Source organism: Paraburkholderia sp. C35 (genome assembly GCF_003121405.1).
Taxonomy (GTDB): domain Bacteria; phylum Pseudomonadota; class Gammaproteobacteria; order Burkholderiales; family Burkholderiaceae; genus Paraburkholderia.
Genome location: NZ_QBUY01000161.1, coordinates 1 through 14,913 on the forward strand (window position 1 = coordinate 1; position 14,913 = coordinate 14,913).

At 59.3% G+C, this 14,913-nt stretch carries 10 protein-coding genes and 1 pseudogene; 7 read left to right on the plus strand and 4 right to left on the minus strand.

Translation table 11 applies throughout. The annotated features are described in order from the left end of the window. Nucleotides 1–271 (minus strand): annotated as a pseudogene (locus tag DK391_RS41825) (inorganic phosphate transporter); the annotation flags it as partial. A gap of 244 nt (nucleotides 272–515) precedes the next feature. Here DK391_RS41825 and DK391_RS41830 point away from each other — a divergent pair. Together DK391_RS41830 and DK391_RS41835 are read left to right on the plus strand one after the other, a co-directional pair. Next, complete coding sequence (locus tag DK391_RS41830) at nucleotides 516–1,457, plus strand: LysR substrate-binding domain-containing protein (protein ID WP_109483875.1); 942 nt, start codon at nucleotides 516–518, stop codon at nucleotides 1,455–1,457. A gap of 361 nt (nucleotides 1,458–1,818) precedes the next feature. Beyond that, nucleotides 1,819–2,898: a diguanylate cyclase gene (locus tag DK391_RS41835; protein ID WP_239483106.1), complete on the plus strand. Its 1,080-nt coding sequence runs from the start codon at nucleotides 1,819–1,821 to the stop codon at nucleotides 2,896–2,898. Nucleotides 2,899–2,940: 42 nt separating this feature from the next. Here DK391_RS41835 and DK391_RS41840 read toward each other — a convergent pair whose 3' ends face one another. The 3 genes from DK391_RS41840 to DK391_RS41850 form a co-directional block, all read right to left on the minus strand. Continuing rightward, nucleotides 2,941–3,843 (minus strand): aspartyl/asparaginyl beta-hydroxylase domain-containing protein, encoded by a 903-nt coding sequence (locus DK391_RS41840; RefSeq protein WP_109483876.1) that lies wholly within the window; start codon nucleotides 3,841–3,843, stop codon nucleotides 2,941–2,943. A gap of 240 nt (nucleotides 3,844–4,083) precedes the next feature. Continuing rightward, the gene (locus DK391_RS41845; protein ID WP_109483877.1) at nucleotides 4,084–5,148 is read right to left on the minus strand and encodes a VTT domain-containing protein; all 1,065 of its coding nucleotides are present in this window, start codon (nucleotides 5,146–5,148) and stop codon (nucleotides 4,084–4,086) included. Between the two features lie 104 nt (nucleotides 5,149–5,252). Beyond that, complete coding sequence (locus tag DK391_RS41850) at nucleotides 5,253–7,268, minus strand: bifunctional DedA family/phosphatase PAP2 family protein (RefSeq protein WP_109483878.1); 2,016 nt, start codon at nucleotides 7,266–7,268, stop codon at nucleotides 5,253–5,255. A gap of 350 nt (nucleotides 7,269–7,618) precedes the next feature. Between DK391_RS41850 and DK391_RS41855 the strand changes: the two genes are divergently transcribed. The 5 genes from DK391_RS41855 to DK391_RS41875 all read left to right on the plus strand — a co-directional run bounded on the left by DK391_RS41855 (nucleotide 7,619) and on the right by DK391_RS41875 (nucleotide 14,586). Next, nucleotides 7,619–8,359 (plus strand): H-NS histone family protein, encoded by a 741-nt coding sequence (locus tag DK391_RS41855; protein WP_109483879.1) that lies wholly within the window; start codon nucleotides 7,619–7,621, stop codon nucleotides 8,357–8,359. Between the two features lie 395 nt (nucleotides 8,360–8,754). Continuing rightward, nucleotides 8,755–10,179, plus strand: a complete 1,425-nt coding sequence (gene aldA, locus DK391_RS41860; RefSeq protein WP_109483880.1) for an aldehyde dehydrogenase — start codon at nucleotides 8,755–8,757, stop codon at nucleotides 10,177–10,179. 153 nt (nucleotides 10,180–10,332) lie between these two features. Further along, nucleotides 10,333–11,643 (plus strand): MFS transporter, encoded by a 1,311-nt coding sequence (locus DK391_RS41865; RefSeq protein WP_109483881.1) that lies wholly within the window; start codon nucleotides 10,333–10,335, stop codon nucleotides 11,641–11,643. Continuing rightward, a complete protein-coding gene (locus DK391_RS41870; protein WP_109483882.1) occupies nucleotides 11,644–12,861 on the plus strand; it encodes a mandelate racemase/muconate lactonizing enzyme family protein in 1,218 nt (405 codons plus the stop codon). Between the two features lie 57 nt (nucleotides 12,862–12,918). Beyond that, complete coding sequence (locus DK391_RS41875) at nucleotides 12,919–14,586, plus strand: GMC family oxidoreductase N-terminal domain-containing protein (RefSeq protein ID WP_109483884.1); 1,668 nt, start codon at nucleotides 12,919–12,921, stop codon at nucleotides 14,584–14,586. The last annotated feature ends 327 nt before the right edge of the window (nucleotides 14,587–14,913 follow it).

Genomic DNA, 14,913 nt, shown 5'->3' on the forward strand with positions numbered 1-14,913 from the left:
AGATGTGCATACGAGACAGGATCACGGTGGCGACGGCATTGGCTGTGTCGTGAAAGCCATTGACGAACTCGAATCCAAGCGCGATCAGCAGCGCGACGCCAAGCAAAAGATAAGGAACGATCGATCCCATGCGCACGGGTTCGAGATCGCCGATCAGTTGGAACGCACAATAGATCGCACCGGCAACCAGTGCGATCACGAAGACAGCGAGTCCTAAATTGCGGTTTTTGGCACTGGAAGTGCCTGTTTGCGGATATGAAAGTTCCGGCATGGCCTGGCCTCGGGGGATGGTCGGGGGGGATTACAAATCCTGCAAGGCCAGTATGTCGATACGATGACAAACCCATGACCGATATGCCCCTTAGCTATTGTGCCGTGCATCAATTGCGGTTCAGCGAGCGCGTGTCCAGCGACGAATGCAGTACGTGATCAAAGGGCCGCGGTAGCACAGACGCTAAAATAACAACCTGGCGCCTGAACGCCGATCCAGAATCGAGACCTCCTTGAAAAGAAAAATGCCAGCGCTCAACGCGCTCAAAGCTTTTGAAGTCGCCGGGCGCACGGGCAGCTTCACGCGCGCGGCGGAATTGCTCAACGTCACGCAAAGCGCGGTAAGCCGCCAGGTGCGGCAACTCGAAGAGCAACTTGGCGAAACGCTGCTGCAGCGCAGGCATCATCATCTGGATCTGACGGCTTCGGGCCGTGTGCTGCTGCAAGCGTTGCAGCATTCATTCGACAAAATCGAATGGACAGTGCGCTCAATCCAGGAAAAGCCCCATCTGAACCGCTTGCGCGTCAATGCGCCGCCGACTTACGCAAGCCGCTGGTTTTTGCCGCACCTTGGGCGCCTGCATAGCGAACATCCTGAACTCGAGTTGAGTCTTTCGACACGCCTTGAAGACAACCTCGCCGATTCGAGCGTGCTGGATTGCGCGATCCGTTTTGGTAATGGCGAGTGGGAAGGTTTCGACAATCTTCTGCTGATGAACGAACGTCATATCGCAGTGTGCTCGCCCGCGTTGCTTGCACGTCAGGCGGGAAATGGTGTCATCGACCTAAATCAATTCACATTGCTGCATGTTCTGGCCGACGACAGTCAGCGCTATCTGACCTGGCAGCACTGGCTGAAAGCAGCGGGCATTGAAGGCGTGGACACGTCGGGTGGCTTCGAATTCGATCTGCTCGATCACGCGATACACGCAGCGATCGATGGCCTGGGCATCACGATTGCCGATCGTCACATGATTTCGCAAGAACTCGCGAACGGACAACTCGTTCAGGTGCTGAACGTGCATGTCGATGGACATCAGTCGTATTGGCTCGTCACGCGTCCCGAACAGGGTAGCCTGCCTCACGTCACGGTATTTCGTGACTGGTTGCAGCAGGAAGTGTGGCTGACGCAGCGCAGTGTCGAAACGTCTGCGGCTGCACCCGTGCCTTTGATTAGCGGTCACTGATTTGCATCGTGATTGCGCCGTTTTTGACTCACTTCAATCGAGTCATCTGTTTCATATTTTCTATGAACGCTGCTTGCTGCGCTAACACCTTTAGCGTCCGGCACAAAGCAGGGCAAATGTTAAATGCGGTTGTCGCAGCCGTATAACAACGAAAAACCAACGAAAAACGACAGAAGCGCTTCCACAGCGCAAATGGACTAATTACCCCCTGTATATACTGGTATCATTTTTATACCAATCCAGACGTTGCGTATGCATCGAAACGCGCAATGTTCCTACTAAAGCTCGGCGAAAACAAAGACATGACGCGCAGCATTTCAATGCATGCGCATCACGCTCGCAGTCACTTGCTCAGGGATCGATGAAGTTGGCAACGAAAAGCAGGGCCGGGCAAGGGAAAAGCTTCGTCGAGCGTATCTATCGCTTGCGCATTGCCGGGCTGGGACTGGGCTTTTTCTGCGTCGCATCGGTTTTCGCGCTACAGCATCGCGGCTTCGTTCTCTGGTCACTCCTCGTCTTTCATGGCTTCATCTGGCCTCACGTCGCGCGACGCGCAGCGCTGGCCTGTGAAGTGCCGTTTCGCGGCGAGCGCCTGAATCTGATGGTCGATTCGATGCTAGGCGGCTTCTGGGTCGTCGCGATGCAGTTCAACGTGCTGCCCGGCGTGCTGATTCTCGCAATGCTCAGCATGGACAACATCGCCGCCGGCGGCTTGCGGCTTTTTGCTCGCGGTGTCATTGCGCATTTGCTAGGCGTGCTCGCAGGTCTCGTCACAGTGGGCTTCGTGTTTTCGCCGATGTCGCAAATGCCGACCATCCTCGCGTGTTTGCCTTTCCTGATCGTTTATCCGCTAGCGCTTGGCTTCACGAGTTATCGCCTGTCGCTCAAGCTCGCGCAGCGCACGCGCGAACTGGAGCATCTGAGCCGTACGGATGGTTTGACCCGCTTGTGGAATCGCCGGCATTGGGAAGGGCTGCTTGCTGAAGAGTTCGAGCGTTGCCGCGCGAACCGCTATGCGTCGTGTCTGTTGCTCATCGATCTCGATCATTTCAAGCGCATCAACGACACGCTAGGCCATCCTGCCGGCGACGCCGTGCTGCAGGCATTCGCCGATCTGCTGCGCAGCCATTTCCGCGCAGGCGATAGCATTGGCCGTTACGGTGGCGAAGAATTCGGTGTCGTGCTGCCGGGCGCGACCTTGCGCGAGGCGCATACCGTCGCCAAAGTACTGGTGCAGCGCGTGAGAGAAAAGACCAAAGAGGCGTCGAGCGAATGCCCGTGCACGATCAGCGTCGGCATTGCGCAGTTGACGGATGACCTGCCCGACTATCACACCTGGTTGCAGGAAGTGGACCGTAGTCTGTATCAGGCGAAAGCAACCGGCCGCGACCGGATTGTGGTTGGTGGGCTCACTCCCGTGCAGGAAGTCGCTCGAGGTTGAGCGCGCCGCTTTAGAGCGCAACCACACTAAAGCGCAACAGTACTAAAGCGCGTAAACGATCCCGGCGAAAATCGAGCCGAATAGCAGCCACTTGACGATGTAATACGTTGGCCGGTGCCAGGCCTTGAGCCGCTTGCCGACACGGCGAATGGCGTACACGTATTTGAACGCACGATTCAGAAAGCCGGTACGGTCGCCTTCGTCATTCGGCGAACTCGCGGCACGCATCACCACATTCGAGAACATCCGGTTCAATGCAGCAGCCCAGCGGAAGTACATAGGCCGCTCGACGTCGCAGAACAGCACGATGCGCGAGACTTCGGTGTCGTTCTTGGCGTAATGAATGTACGTCTCGTCGAACATGACCGTTTCGCCATCGCGCCAATAGTATTGCTGCCCGTCCACGTCGATATAGCACTTCGGATTGGCCGGCGTAACAAGACCAAGGTGATAGCGCACTGAGCCGGCATACGGATCGCGGTGACGCACGAGGCTCGCGCCCGGCGGCAATTGCGCGAACATGGCGGCCTTGATGGTCGGAATTTCCTGCAGAAGACGCGTTGTAACAGGGCAAAGCGATTGCGCCGACGGATGCGGTGCGTCATACCATTTCAGGTAAAAGCGTCGCCAGCCGGTTTTGAAAAACGAATTGAAGCCGATGTCGTTGTAACTGGTCGAGGCGGAAATCTTTTGAGCGGCATCGACGGCGAGCGCTTCTTCACGGATGATTTTCCAGTTTGCCTTGAGAGAAGCTAATTCTGGAAAACGTTCTTCGTTGATATAAGCCGTCGCCCTGAGCGGAGAAAACAGATAGCAGAGGCAGTTAATCGGCGCGAGAAAGGTCGAATGGTCTGATAGTTGGCGCCCGAAAGTAAAGCGGGCATTGCCGCGTCTCGCTACATACGCGACGCTCAGGATAAACCAGATGAGGAATAGCCAGCGCATATCTGGAACTCCAGCTTTTTGCTGAACAACCGGCTTTTAGTAACCGGATATTAAAACCAATTCTAGCCAGAATCGCGCCAGTGTGCTTTTGAGGTACACACGTTTAAATATGCTGTGCATCTGCACCTTGAGAGCGGCTTTATTGGCGCTCAGGCGCAATGCGATGTTTGATGATCTGGAAACTGTCGGTAAGTGCGAAAGTGCGATTTGAAAAAATGAACGTGCAATCAATGCAAATTCTTAGCCCGACACTGCAGCTCTTGGTGCAATGCCTCGCAAGGTAATGCCGCGTTCTTGCGGCAGCGCGTGGCTTTTCTGATGATCTTGCCGGGCCTGAGTCCCGTTGTTCTCATTTAAAGGCTCGACGGTATAGCCGCGCCGTTCCCACGCGTCGAGTCCGCCTCTTAGCGCGCGAATCTGCGTAAAGCCTTTATTGCGCATCTGTTGTGACATCGTTCTCGCCGTGACGTCGTCGGCGCAGACGCAATAGACGACCACGTCGCGCGCCAGCAAGGCGGCATCGACCGTGCCTGGCGCATGGACATCGAGCGGTAGCGCGCCGGGGATCGGCTGCGGCGTGGTGCGCTTGATTTCCTCGGGGCGCGCGTCCAGCACGATGGGCGGCTTGTCTGAGCGCATCATCGCGTCGACCTGCTCGCTCGACACGGGCGCGAGCGAAAGCGGCCGCTGCAGCCGCCAGCGCTGGATAAAGCGGAACACCAGATAGCTCGCGGCAATCGCGAACAGCACATCGAGGATGGTCCAGCCGTGTGCACGCACTTCATGAATCAGCATGCTCAATTGCCGCTCGAACACGGCGCCGCCCAGCAGCCAGAAGGTCGCCCACGCGACAATGCCGACTATGTCCCACGCAAAGAAGATAACGATGCCGACGCGCGTGGTGCCCATCAGCGGCGGCGTGATGATGGCAAGCCCCGGCACGAACTTCGAGACCGACACGATGGCGGGACCGAAGCGCATGAATAGCGCGCGCGCCTTGCGCACGCGCACCTCGACGGCCGCCGACAGGCGCGCGAGTGCATGGATCAGCCGGCGGCCGAGCAGGCGGCCGGCCGCGAACCATGCGCCGTCACCGATCAGTGCGCCCGCAAGCGCGGCCATCAGCACGTGCCAGAACGACAGATGGCCATTGGCGATAGCCGTACCCGCCAGCAGAAGCACCGGCACGGCGGGCAAAGGAATGCCGAGGCGGGTAAGCAGCACGTTCAGGAACACGACGGCTGCGCCCCAGGTATAAATTTCCGACGGATGGAAATCGACCAATTGCAATAGCTCCTTGCGCATTGGAACGCTTCGTCGTGCGCTGGCGTCTGTTCATTGTTGCACGGCCAGGTGCGCCGTGCGCTTGCCGAGCTTCAGCAAAACCCGAACCACAGGTACGGAAAAAACTAACGTTCGTCGGATGCAATCAGCGTGACGGGAATGTCGGTGCATCCCATGCTGCTCGACAGTTCGAGTTGCCGCCATTCGCCGTTATGCGATTGCGCGGAAATGAGCGGGTCGAGTTGCCGGTCGGTGCGCAACACGTTGAACGGCCACGACGGACGCAGCAGTCGCTCATGCACCAGTGAGCCGAGCCAGATCGGCGTGGGTGCCACACCATCATGCCGCGCGACCGCGTAGCCGGTGCGCCAGAAACGCAGCACATCGCGTTCGTCGCGTTGCGGGCGCTGACGGCTGAATACCAGCGTGGACGGTTCGCCATCGTTCAGCTTGGGCAGCACGGGCAGATCCATCACGGTGACATCGGGCGAGACCAGCGAGAACAGGCTGCGCGCATTGAAGCGCGTGCCTTCGAGCCAACCTCTGCTGCGCAGCTGCGCGACGATCTGCTGACGGTCGGCCGTCCATTGCACGGTGATCGGCTCGCGCCGGTCACCCTTCATATCGGAGCGGTAACAGGGAAACTGCTTCCATAGCGAGTCGGTCCACTGTGTCTGCGTGACGATCACGGGCGGCCGCTGGCGCACCTGTGGCGTCGCATCGGGCTGGCGTCCCAGAGTGATCTGCAAGCCGATGCTCGCGCACAGCACGACCAGCAGCACGGCGGGCATGTACTCGCGTGCAGGCGGTGCTTCAGGGTGCCGCCATACGGCCGTCAACGCGACGACGGCGACCCACACGGCCGCGAACGCGGCGCCGCCTACTGCATCGGAAAAGGCGAAGCGCCCGGAATAGAGGCCCGCGAACGCGATGGCGATCACGATCAGGCTGGCGAGCGCGGTGACAGCGATGCCCGCCAGCGTGCTCACGCGGCGCGCCACCACGAAGGCTAGAAAGCCGTAGACGGTCACGCTAGCCGCAACGTGGTTGCTGGGAAAGGCGTAAATGTCGGATTGCGCAGACACGGGCGGCGCATGATGCACGATCACCTGAATCGCAAAGATCAGCACTTGCGAAAAGATCACCGCGACCAGCCAGTAGATGATCATGCGCCAGCGCTTCTCGTAGGCAATCATGATGGTGGACGCGATCACCAGCGCGGCGAGCGTCGGAATGCTGCCGAGCGTCGAGGCGCGCGCGAGTGCTTCGCCGATCCAGGGCGCTTGCGCCGATTGCAGGAATCGATAGAACGAGAGGTCGACCTGCACGAGGGGATCGCCAGACACGACATCCTGCATGACGCCGAAGAAGATCCCCGCACACAACAGCACGAGCAGCGAAATGCCGATCAGCAGGCCGATGGCCGCGCGCTGGGGATCCACGATGCGATAGATCACCTTGCCATAGGATGCTTCGTGATCGCGCGCCCAGTGCACGATGCTGCTGCGCGACGCGGCGGCCCATGCACGCGCATGCGAGACCAAGACGCGCGTGATGCGGACACACACCCAAACGATAGCCGCGAAGATCGCCAGCGCCGCGACGAGGCGAAAGGACACCGCGCCTGCCAGCTGGATGGAGGCACCGAATACGACACCGGGAAGAATGTGCGCGGGTGCCCACAGCAAGGCGGACAGCACGTTCATCGCGTAGAAGCGTGCGGGCGGCATCGCGAGCATGCCCGCGACGACGGGGACGATGGCCCTTAGCGGCGCGGCAAAGCGCGCGAACACGACGCTCTTCGCGCCGTGTTTGTCGAAGTACTTCTGGCCGCTTTCGAGCAGACCGGGATGCCTGCTGAACGGCCAGAGCCGGCTGATCCTGTCCTTGTAGCGGTGGCCGAACCAGTAGCTCATGCCGTCGCCCGCCACGGCGCCTGCAATTGCACACGCAAACAGCCAGCCGAGATTCAGTGTGCCCGTACCGACCAGCGCACCCGCAATGAACATCGCCGTGCTGCCCGGCACGAAGGTGCCGATGATCGCGACGGCTTCGAGAAACGCGGCAAGAAACACGACGACCAGCGTCCACGCAGTGTGGCCTGCGAGCAGGTGCAGCAACTGGACGTACGCGTGCTCCATCAATATCTCCGGGTGTCGATGCGGCTATCAAAGAGCACGGCGACGCGCATGCGGGCGCTAGAAAAAAGGACATTGAAAGTTTATCAGCGTCCGGGTGTGGGACGCAGGTGTGCGGCCATGCAGCAAAGCGCATGCACAGGCATTAACGTTTGAAGGCGCGTCTTTATTCGCGCGCCATGCAATGCGATGCCAAAAGACACGTCGGCAAAGAATCGCTGCAAAGCTTAGGCGAGTCTTAAGCGACATCGCGTATCAATGCGCAACGGTTTTCTTACCCGGGCTTTAAAACCGTAGCGCTTCTAAGCAATTCCATGGCATAGTCCGCGTATGTAATTCAAAGGGAGGCAATAATGGCTACATTGGAAATCATCCAGGCACGTATAAAGAAGCTGCAGACTCAGGCTGAAACGCTCCTCGCTAAACGCGCGCAAGGCGCGTTGGATCAGATCCGCGATCTGATGATCAAGCATGGCCTCACCACGGAAGATATCGAGCGTCGAGCTAAAGCAAGACGTGAACGCGAACGCAAGGAGCGTCTTGGTCTCAAGAATGGCAAGACGACGGCATCGGCTGCTGTGAAAGGCAAATTGCCGCCGAAGTATCGCGATCCCAAGACGGGCGCGACGTGGAGTGGTCACGCCAGGCCGCCGGCATGGATCAAGGACGTGAAAGACCGTAGCAAGTTCTTGATCGATGCCGCAGCGGCTGTTTCGGAAGCTGTGGTCACTGTGAAGAAAACGGCTGTCAAGAAAGCGGCAGCGAAGAAAGCTGTAACGGCGAAGTCGGCGGGCCGCAAGGTTGCTAAAAAAGTAGCGGGCGTAAAGGCAGCGGCGAAGAAAGCCGTCGCGAAGAAAGCGACGGCAAAACCGGCTGGCAAGAAGGCCGTGGCTAAAAAAGCTGCGGCGAAGTCTGCTGCGCCGGCTGCCGGCAAGCGTGTGATCGCAAAGAAAGCCGCCGCGAAGAAGGCGGTCGCGCGCAAGGCGCCTGCTAAAAAGGCCGCAGCAAAGAAAGTAGCGGTCAAAACGGTTGCGCCCGTCGTTGAAACGTCGGTGACGGCGCAAACGGCTGCTCCGGCGGCTGGCGAGGCTTGATCCGTTCTTACGCAGCTTTCCTGATCTGATCAGGTCCGGTCCGGCGCAATTGCGCCGGACTTTTCACATGCGCGGTGCACAGCCGCTGCGTCTTCCACGTTTAACCGGTGCAACACCGGCTCGCCTGAAAGCGGATTGACCGTCCTGGCGCTCCTTTTCCCAGCTTCCGAAACACGCATTTCCACATCTGTGCCGCGTACCCCGGCAATTTCTCTGTTTGCGGGTCAAATCGCCCTACAAACATGATTTTTTCGAATGTTTGGCGGTCGAAATACTCGCTTGCGTGACATTAGGTCGCGGAGAAGAATCGCGTTCATGCGCCGGCTGCATGTTTCTTTTCCTTCTGACTCGCCGCCGGTTATGTGCTTCGCGCACGCGTCACCAGGTAAAGAACCATGCGACTCGACCGGAATTTCGTGAGCGGCCAGTTTGTCGAACCCGCCACGGACGAACTGATCTCCGTCTATAACCCCGCCACCGAAGCGCTGATTGCCCAGGTATCGGGTGCGTCCCGCGAAGAGGCGGTGGCTGCAGTCCAGGCAGCTGCCGCTGCGCAAAAAGGCTGGCGCAAGCTGCCTGCCGCTGAGCGCGCGACCTATCTGCACAAGCTCGCAGACGCATTGACCGACTGCGCACCCGCCATCGGCGCGGCACTTGCGCTGGAATCGGGCAAGAGCGTCGCCGATGCGACCAACGAAGCCATCTACGCCGGCCAGATCACGCGCTATCACGCCGAGTGGGCGCGCCGTATCGAAGGCGAAGTCATTCCCAGCGACACACCCGACGAAAACCTTGTGCTGCATCGCGAGCCGATTGGCGTGGTGGCGTGCCTGATTCCGTTCAATTACCCCGTCTACACGTTCATGCGCAAGATTGCGCCGGCGTTGATCGCGGGTAACACGGTGGTCGTGCGCCCGAGCAACAACACGCCGAGTTCCGCATTCGAAATCGCCAAGGCCGTGCAGCGCGCCGAACTGCCGGCAGGTGTCGTCAATATTCTCGCGATGAGCCATGCGACGGCAGAAGCCGTCTGCACGCATCCTGCCGTCGGCATGATCACGCTGACGGGCAGCGTCGGTGCGGGCCGCAAGGTACTGGACTACTGCAAGGAAAACATCGCCAAGCCTTCGCTCGAACTCGGCGGCAAGACGCCCGCCATCATCGAGCCCGATGCGGATCTGGAAAAGGCGGCACGCGAACTGGTCGGTTCGAAGACGACGCATTGCGGCCAGCTCTGCACGGCCATCGAGCGCGTTTATGTGCACGAAAGCGTGCATGACCAGTTCGTCGCGCTGCTGAAGAAGAACATGAGCGCAGTCAAGAGTGGCGACCGCAGCGTCGACGCTTCGTTGATGGGCCCGCTCGTCAATGAGGCTTCGCGCCAGTCCATTCACGCAATGGTGCAGCGCGCAGTTGCCGACGGCGCGACGCTTGAAACGGGCGGCGTGCTGCCCGAAGGCAAGGGCTTCTTCTATCCCGCCACGTTGCTGACGAATTGCCGTCAGGACATGGAGATCATTCAGGAAGAAACCTTCGGCCCGATCATGCCCGTGGTGCGCTACAGCACGCTCGACGAAGCGCTGCAAATGGCCAACGACCATCAATTCGGTTTGTCTTCGGTGCTCTACACCGAGAACTACCGCACGACGATGAAAGTCGCGAACAACATCGAAGCGGGCGAACTCTATGTGAACCGCACGCCGGCCGATCCGTATCAAGGCTTCCACGCAGGCTGGAAACGTTCCGGTCTCGGCGGCGACGACGGCAAGCACGGCATGCTCGAATTCACGCAGACGCGTCTCGTCGTCATGAAGTACTGATCCTGTCAGGGCGCATTCGTATTTGACCCATCAAAGCGGATGCGCTCTTTTTTTTAACCGAAAAAAGCACACGCTGCATTCATAACAAAGATCTGGAGACACGACGGCCACGGCGCAAACCGTGCTCCTCGCGCGTCTCTTAGGAGCACCACTGTGGCAAGTCAACCTCTTCAAACGGGCAAAGCAACGCCCCGTTCCGCCGATGCAACCGCGCAATTGGGCAACAAGGCACAACGCTATGTGCAATTGCTGCTGCTCGTGATTGCAGCAGGCGCGATCTATCCGATTCTCTATCTGCGTCAGGTGTATCAGCCGACGATGCTGGAAGTGTTCCACATCAGCGAAAGTCAGCTGGGTTATCTGTATTCGATGCTCGGCACGATCTTTCTGCTGAGCTATCTGCCGAGCGGCTGGCTCGCGGACCGCATCGCGCCGCGCATGCTGATCAGCTTCTCACTGGTCGCGACGGGGCTGCTCGGCCTCGTGTATTCGACGGCACCGTCGTTCAACCTGCTGCTGATGATCTTCGGCGGCTGGGGTCTGTCGACGGGTCTGACCTTCTGGGCAGCCGTGATCAAGCGCGTGTCGATGATCGCCGGTGCCGACGAACAGGGCCGTTTCTTCGGCTTTCTCGACGGTGGCCGCGGTTTGATCGAAGCGATGCTTGCGACCATCGCGATCACGCTGTTCGCGTGGCTCACGCAGACCAAGGGTGAACCGGCCGCGGTCGGCTTCAAGGTCGTCGTTTATATGTACGCGTTCCTGTGCATTGGCCTTGGCGTGATGCTCGCACTGGTCAAAGATCCGTCGGCGAATGTGAAAAGTGCGAAGGCCGCCCGTCACAGCAATGTGATCGCGGACCTGATCACGCTCGCGAAGATTCCCGAGCTGTGGCTGGTCGCGGCAATCGTGTTCTGCGGCTATCAGGTGTTCTGGGCGACGTACAGCTTCTCGGCGTACCTGCACGAAGGCGAGATCGGTTTGTCGGTGGTGATGGCGGGCACGATCACGACGCTCAAGCTGTGGATGCGTCCTATCGGCGGGATTGGCGGCGGCTTTCTCGGCGACCGCTTTTCGAAAGTGACCGTGCTGATCATTGCGCTGTTTCTCGCGTCGCTCTCGCTGATCGGCCTGATCGCGGCACCGCAGATCAGCAGCCATGTGATGCTGGTGTTCCTCGTGCTGTTTATCGGCATCCTGACGTACGCGATTCGCGGTCTGTACTGGTCGCTGCTCGACCGCTGCAATGTGCCGGTCGAAACGATGGGTCTTGCGATTGGCCTGATTTCGGTGCTCGGTTATTCGCCCGATGTGTTCCTGCCGCTCATCAACGGCTATCTGACCCAGAACTATCCGGGCGTGCACGGATATCAAATGTACTTCGGCTACGTGGCCGCCGTGTCCGCCGTTGGCGGTGTCGCGGGCCTCGTGCTGCGCAATATGCTTAACAGGAAGGAAGCGTAAATGAAAGTCGTCTCGCTCGAAACGCATATCGTCGCCGTACCGCCGCCGCATATCGGCGGCATGTACTGGATCTTCGTCAAGCTGAAGACCGATTGCGGTATTGAAGGCGTCGGCGAAATCTACTCGGCGACGTTCCATCCGAGTGCGATGGGCCCGATCATCGACGACGTGTTCTCGCGCTATCTGCTCGATAAAGACCCGCATCACGTCGAGCGTCTGTGGCGCGAAGCGTATTCGAGCGGCTTCACGCAACGTCCCGATCTGACGATGATGGGTGTCGTGAGCGGCCTCGAAATGGCCTGCTGGGACATCATCGGCAAGGCGGCGAACAAGCCCGTCTATGAACTGCTGGGTGGCCGCGTGAATGAGCGCCTGCGTTCGTACACGTATCTGTACCCGAAGAACCGTCGCGGCGAATACGATTACGACGATCCCGATCTCGCGGCCGAATGCGCGGCGGAAAACGTCAAGCGCGGCTTTACGGCAGTGAAGTTCGATCCGGCGGGCCCCTATACGGCGTACTCGGGTCATCACCTGTCGCTCGAAGTGATGGACCGTTGCGAGACGTTCTGCCGCAAGGTGCGCGAAGCGGTTGGCAGCAAGGCTGATCTGCTGTTCGGCACGCATGGCCAGATGGTGCCGGCATCGGCGATCCGTCTTGCCAAGCGCCTCGAAAAATACGATCCGCTGTGGTTCGAAGAACCCGTGCCGCCGGGACAGCACGACGCGATGGCCGAAGTTGCGCGTCACACGAGCATTCCTATTTCGGCTGGCGAGCGCCTCACCACCAAGTACGAATTCCACAAGCTGCTGGAAGCGGGCGGCGCATCGATCATTCAATTGAACGTGGCACGCGTCGGTGGCCTGCTCGAAGCGAAGAAAGTGGCGACGCTGGCCGAGGTGTACTACGCGCAGATCGCGCCGCATCTCTACAACGGTCCCGTGGGCGCCGCCGCGAGCATTCAGCTTGCGACGTGCACGCCGAACTTCCTGATTCAGGAAAGCATCGGCACGTGGGGCGGTTTCCACGCCGAAGTGCTGAAGACACCGATCCGCTGGGAAGACGGCTACATCATTCCGTCGACGGAACCGGGTCTCGGCGTCGAGCTGAACATGGAAGTGGTACAGCAGCACACGCCATACACGGGCGAACGCCTGCATCTGCAGATGGCGTCGAAGCCCGCCGATGTGAAGGATCTCGCGCCGGCCAAGGGCTGAGTGCGCGAACGGGCCTCAACGTATTCCACGGATTGGACGCCTGCGGGCGAAGAGAACATGAATTACGACTACATCATCGTTGGCGCGGGTTCGGCGGGCTGCATTCTTGCCAACCGGCTGTCGGCATCGGGCCAGTACTCGGTGCTGCTGCTCGAGGCAGGCAAAGCCGACGATTCGTTCTGGTTCAAGATTCCGGTCGGTTTCACGAAGACGTACTACAACGAAACCTACAACTGGATGTACTACAGCGAACCGGAGAAAGAACTCGACAACCGCCAGCTGTATTGCCCGCGCGGCAAGGTACAGGGCGGCTCCGGCTCGATCAACGCGATGATCTACGTGCGTGGTCAGGAGCAGGACTACGAGGACTGGGTGAAAGCGGGCAATAAAGGCTGGTCTTATCGCGACGTGCTGCCGTATTTCCGCAAGCTCGAATCGCATCCGCTCGGCAACACGGAGTATCACGGCGCCAGCGGCCCGATCGGCATTTCGCCGATGAAGGATGCTGCGCATCCCATTTGCCACGTGTTCCTGAAGGGCTGCGAGCAGGCCGGCTACAAGCGCACGGACGATTTCAACGGTGCGCAGTTCGAAGGCGCAGGCATCTACGATGTGAATACGCGTAATGGCCAGCGTTCGTCGAGCAGCTTCGAGTACCTGCATCCCGTGTTGAATCGCAAGAACCTGACGGTCGAGCGCGAAGTGCTCGTCAAGCAGGTGCTGTTCGATGCGAACAGGCGCGCGACGGGCGTGGTCGTCAAGCAGAACGGCAATGCGCGTCATTTCACGGCAAATCGTGAAGTGATTCTCTCGGCGGGTGCTGTCGATACGCCGAAGCTGCTGCAACTGTCGGGCGTGGGCGATAGCGCACTGCTCGCAGAGCACCGGGTGCCGCTCGTGCATCACCTGCCTGCCGTTGGCCAGCACCTGCAGGATCACCTGTGCGTGAGTGTTTACTATCGCGCGAACGTGAAGACGCTGAACGACGAGATGCGTCCGTTGCTTGGCAAGGTGAAACTCGGTTTGCAGTATCTGCTGACGCGTAAAGGTCCGCTTGCGATGAGCGTGAATCAGGCGGGCGGGTTCTTCCGGGGCAGCGAGAGCGAAGCGTTGCCGAATATGCAGCTCTATTTCAACCCGCTGTCGTATCGCATTCCGAAGAGCAGCAAGGCGAGCCTCGAGCCGGAACCGTATTCGGGCTTCCTGCTGTGCTTCAATCCGTGCCGCCCGACCAGCCGCGGTTCGATCCAGATCGCATCCGACCGTGCGGAAGATCCCGCGAAGATCCGTATCAATGCGCTGACCACGCAGAAAGATATCGACGAAGCCATTCAGGGCTGCGAGCTGGTGCGCAAGATCATGTCGACGGCTGCGTTGACGGATATTACTGTCGAAGAGATTTCCCCTGGTCCGCAGGTGAATGATCGCGAAGGCTTCTTGCAGTACTTCCGTGAGCAGTCAGGGTCGATCTATCACCTGTGCGGATCGTGCGCGATGGGACCGGACGATGGCAACTCGGTTGTCGATGAGCGCTTGCGCGTGCATGGCATGTCGGGGTTGCGGATTGTCGATGCTTCGATTTTCCCGAATATCACATCGGGCAATATCAATGCGCCGACGATGATGGTCGCAGAGAAGGGTGCAGAGATGATTCTCGAAGATGCAGTTGGGGCCGCTGGGGCGGCGGTTCGGGAGGGGGGGAAGGTTTTTGCTGCGGCGCATTGAGTTGATGTGTTGGTAGGGTTTTGGTTTTTTGGTGGGTGTTTGTTGGCGTCCGCGATTTGTTAGTGGTCTGCTAGTGTTGCCCCTGTGCGGGGCAGCACCTACTTTTCTTTGCCGCGGCAAAGAAAAGTAGGCAAAAGAAAGCCGCTGAACACCGCCAACCCTTGTAGTTGCCTGCGGGTCCCCAGCCGGTCCTATCCTTCATGCGGCATCGATTCTCTCAATGCCCACTGCCAGCGCTCTTTAAGGACGCATCACCCTCTTCAAGCACCCGCGTCTCCGCGAGCCTTACCAGTTCGGCCCAGGCCGCCCAGGTGGCAAACGGTGTGT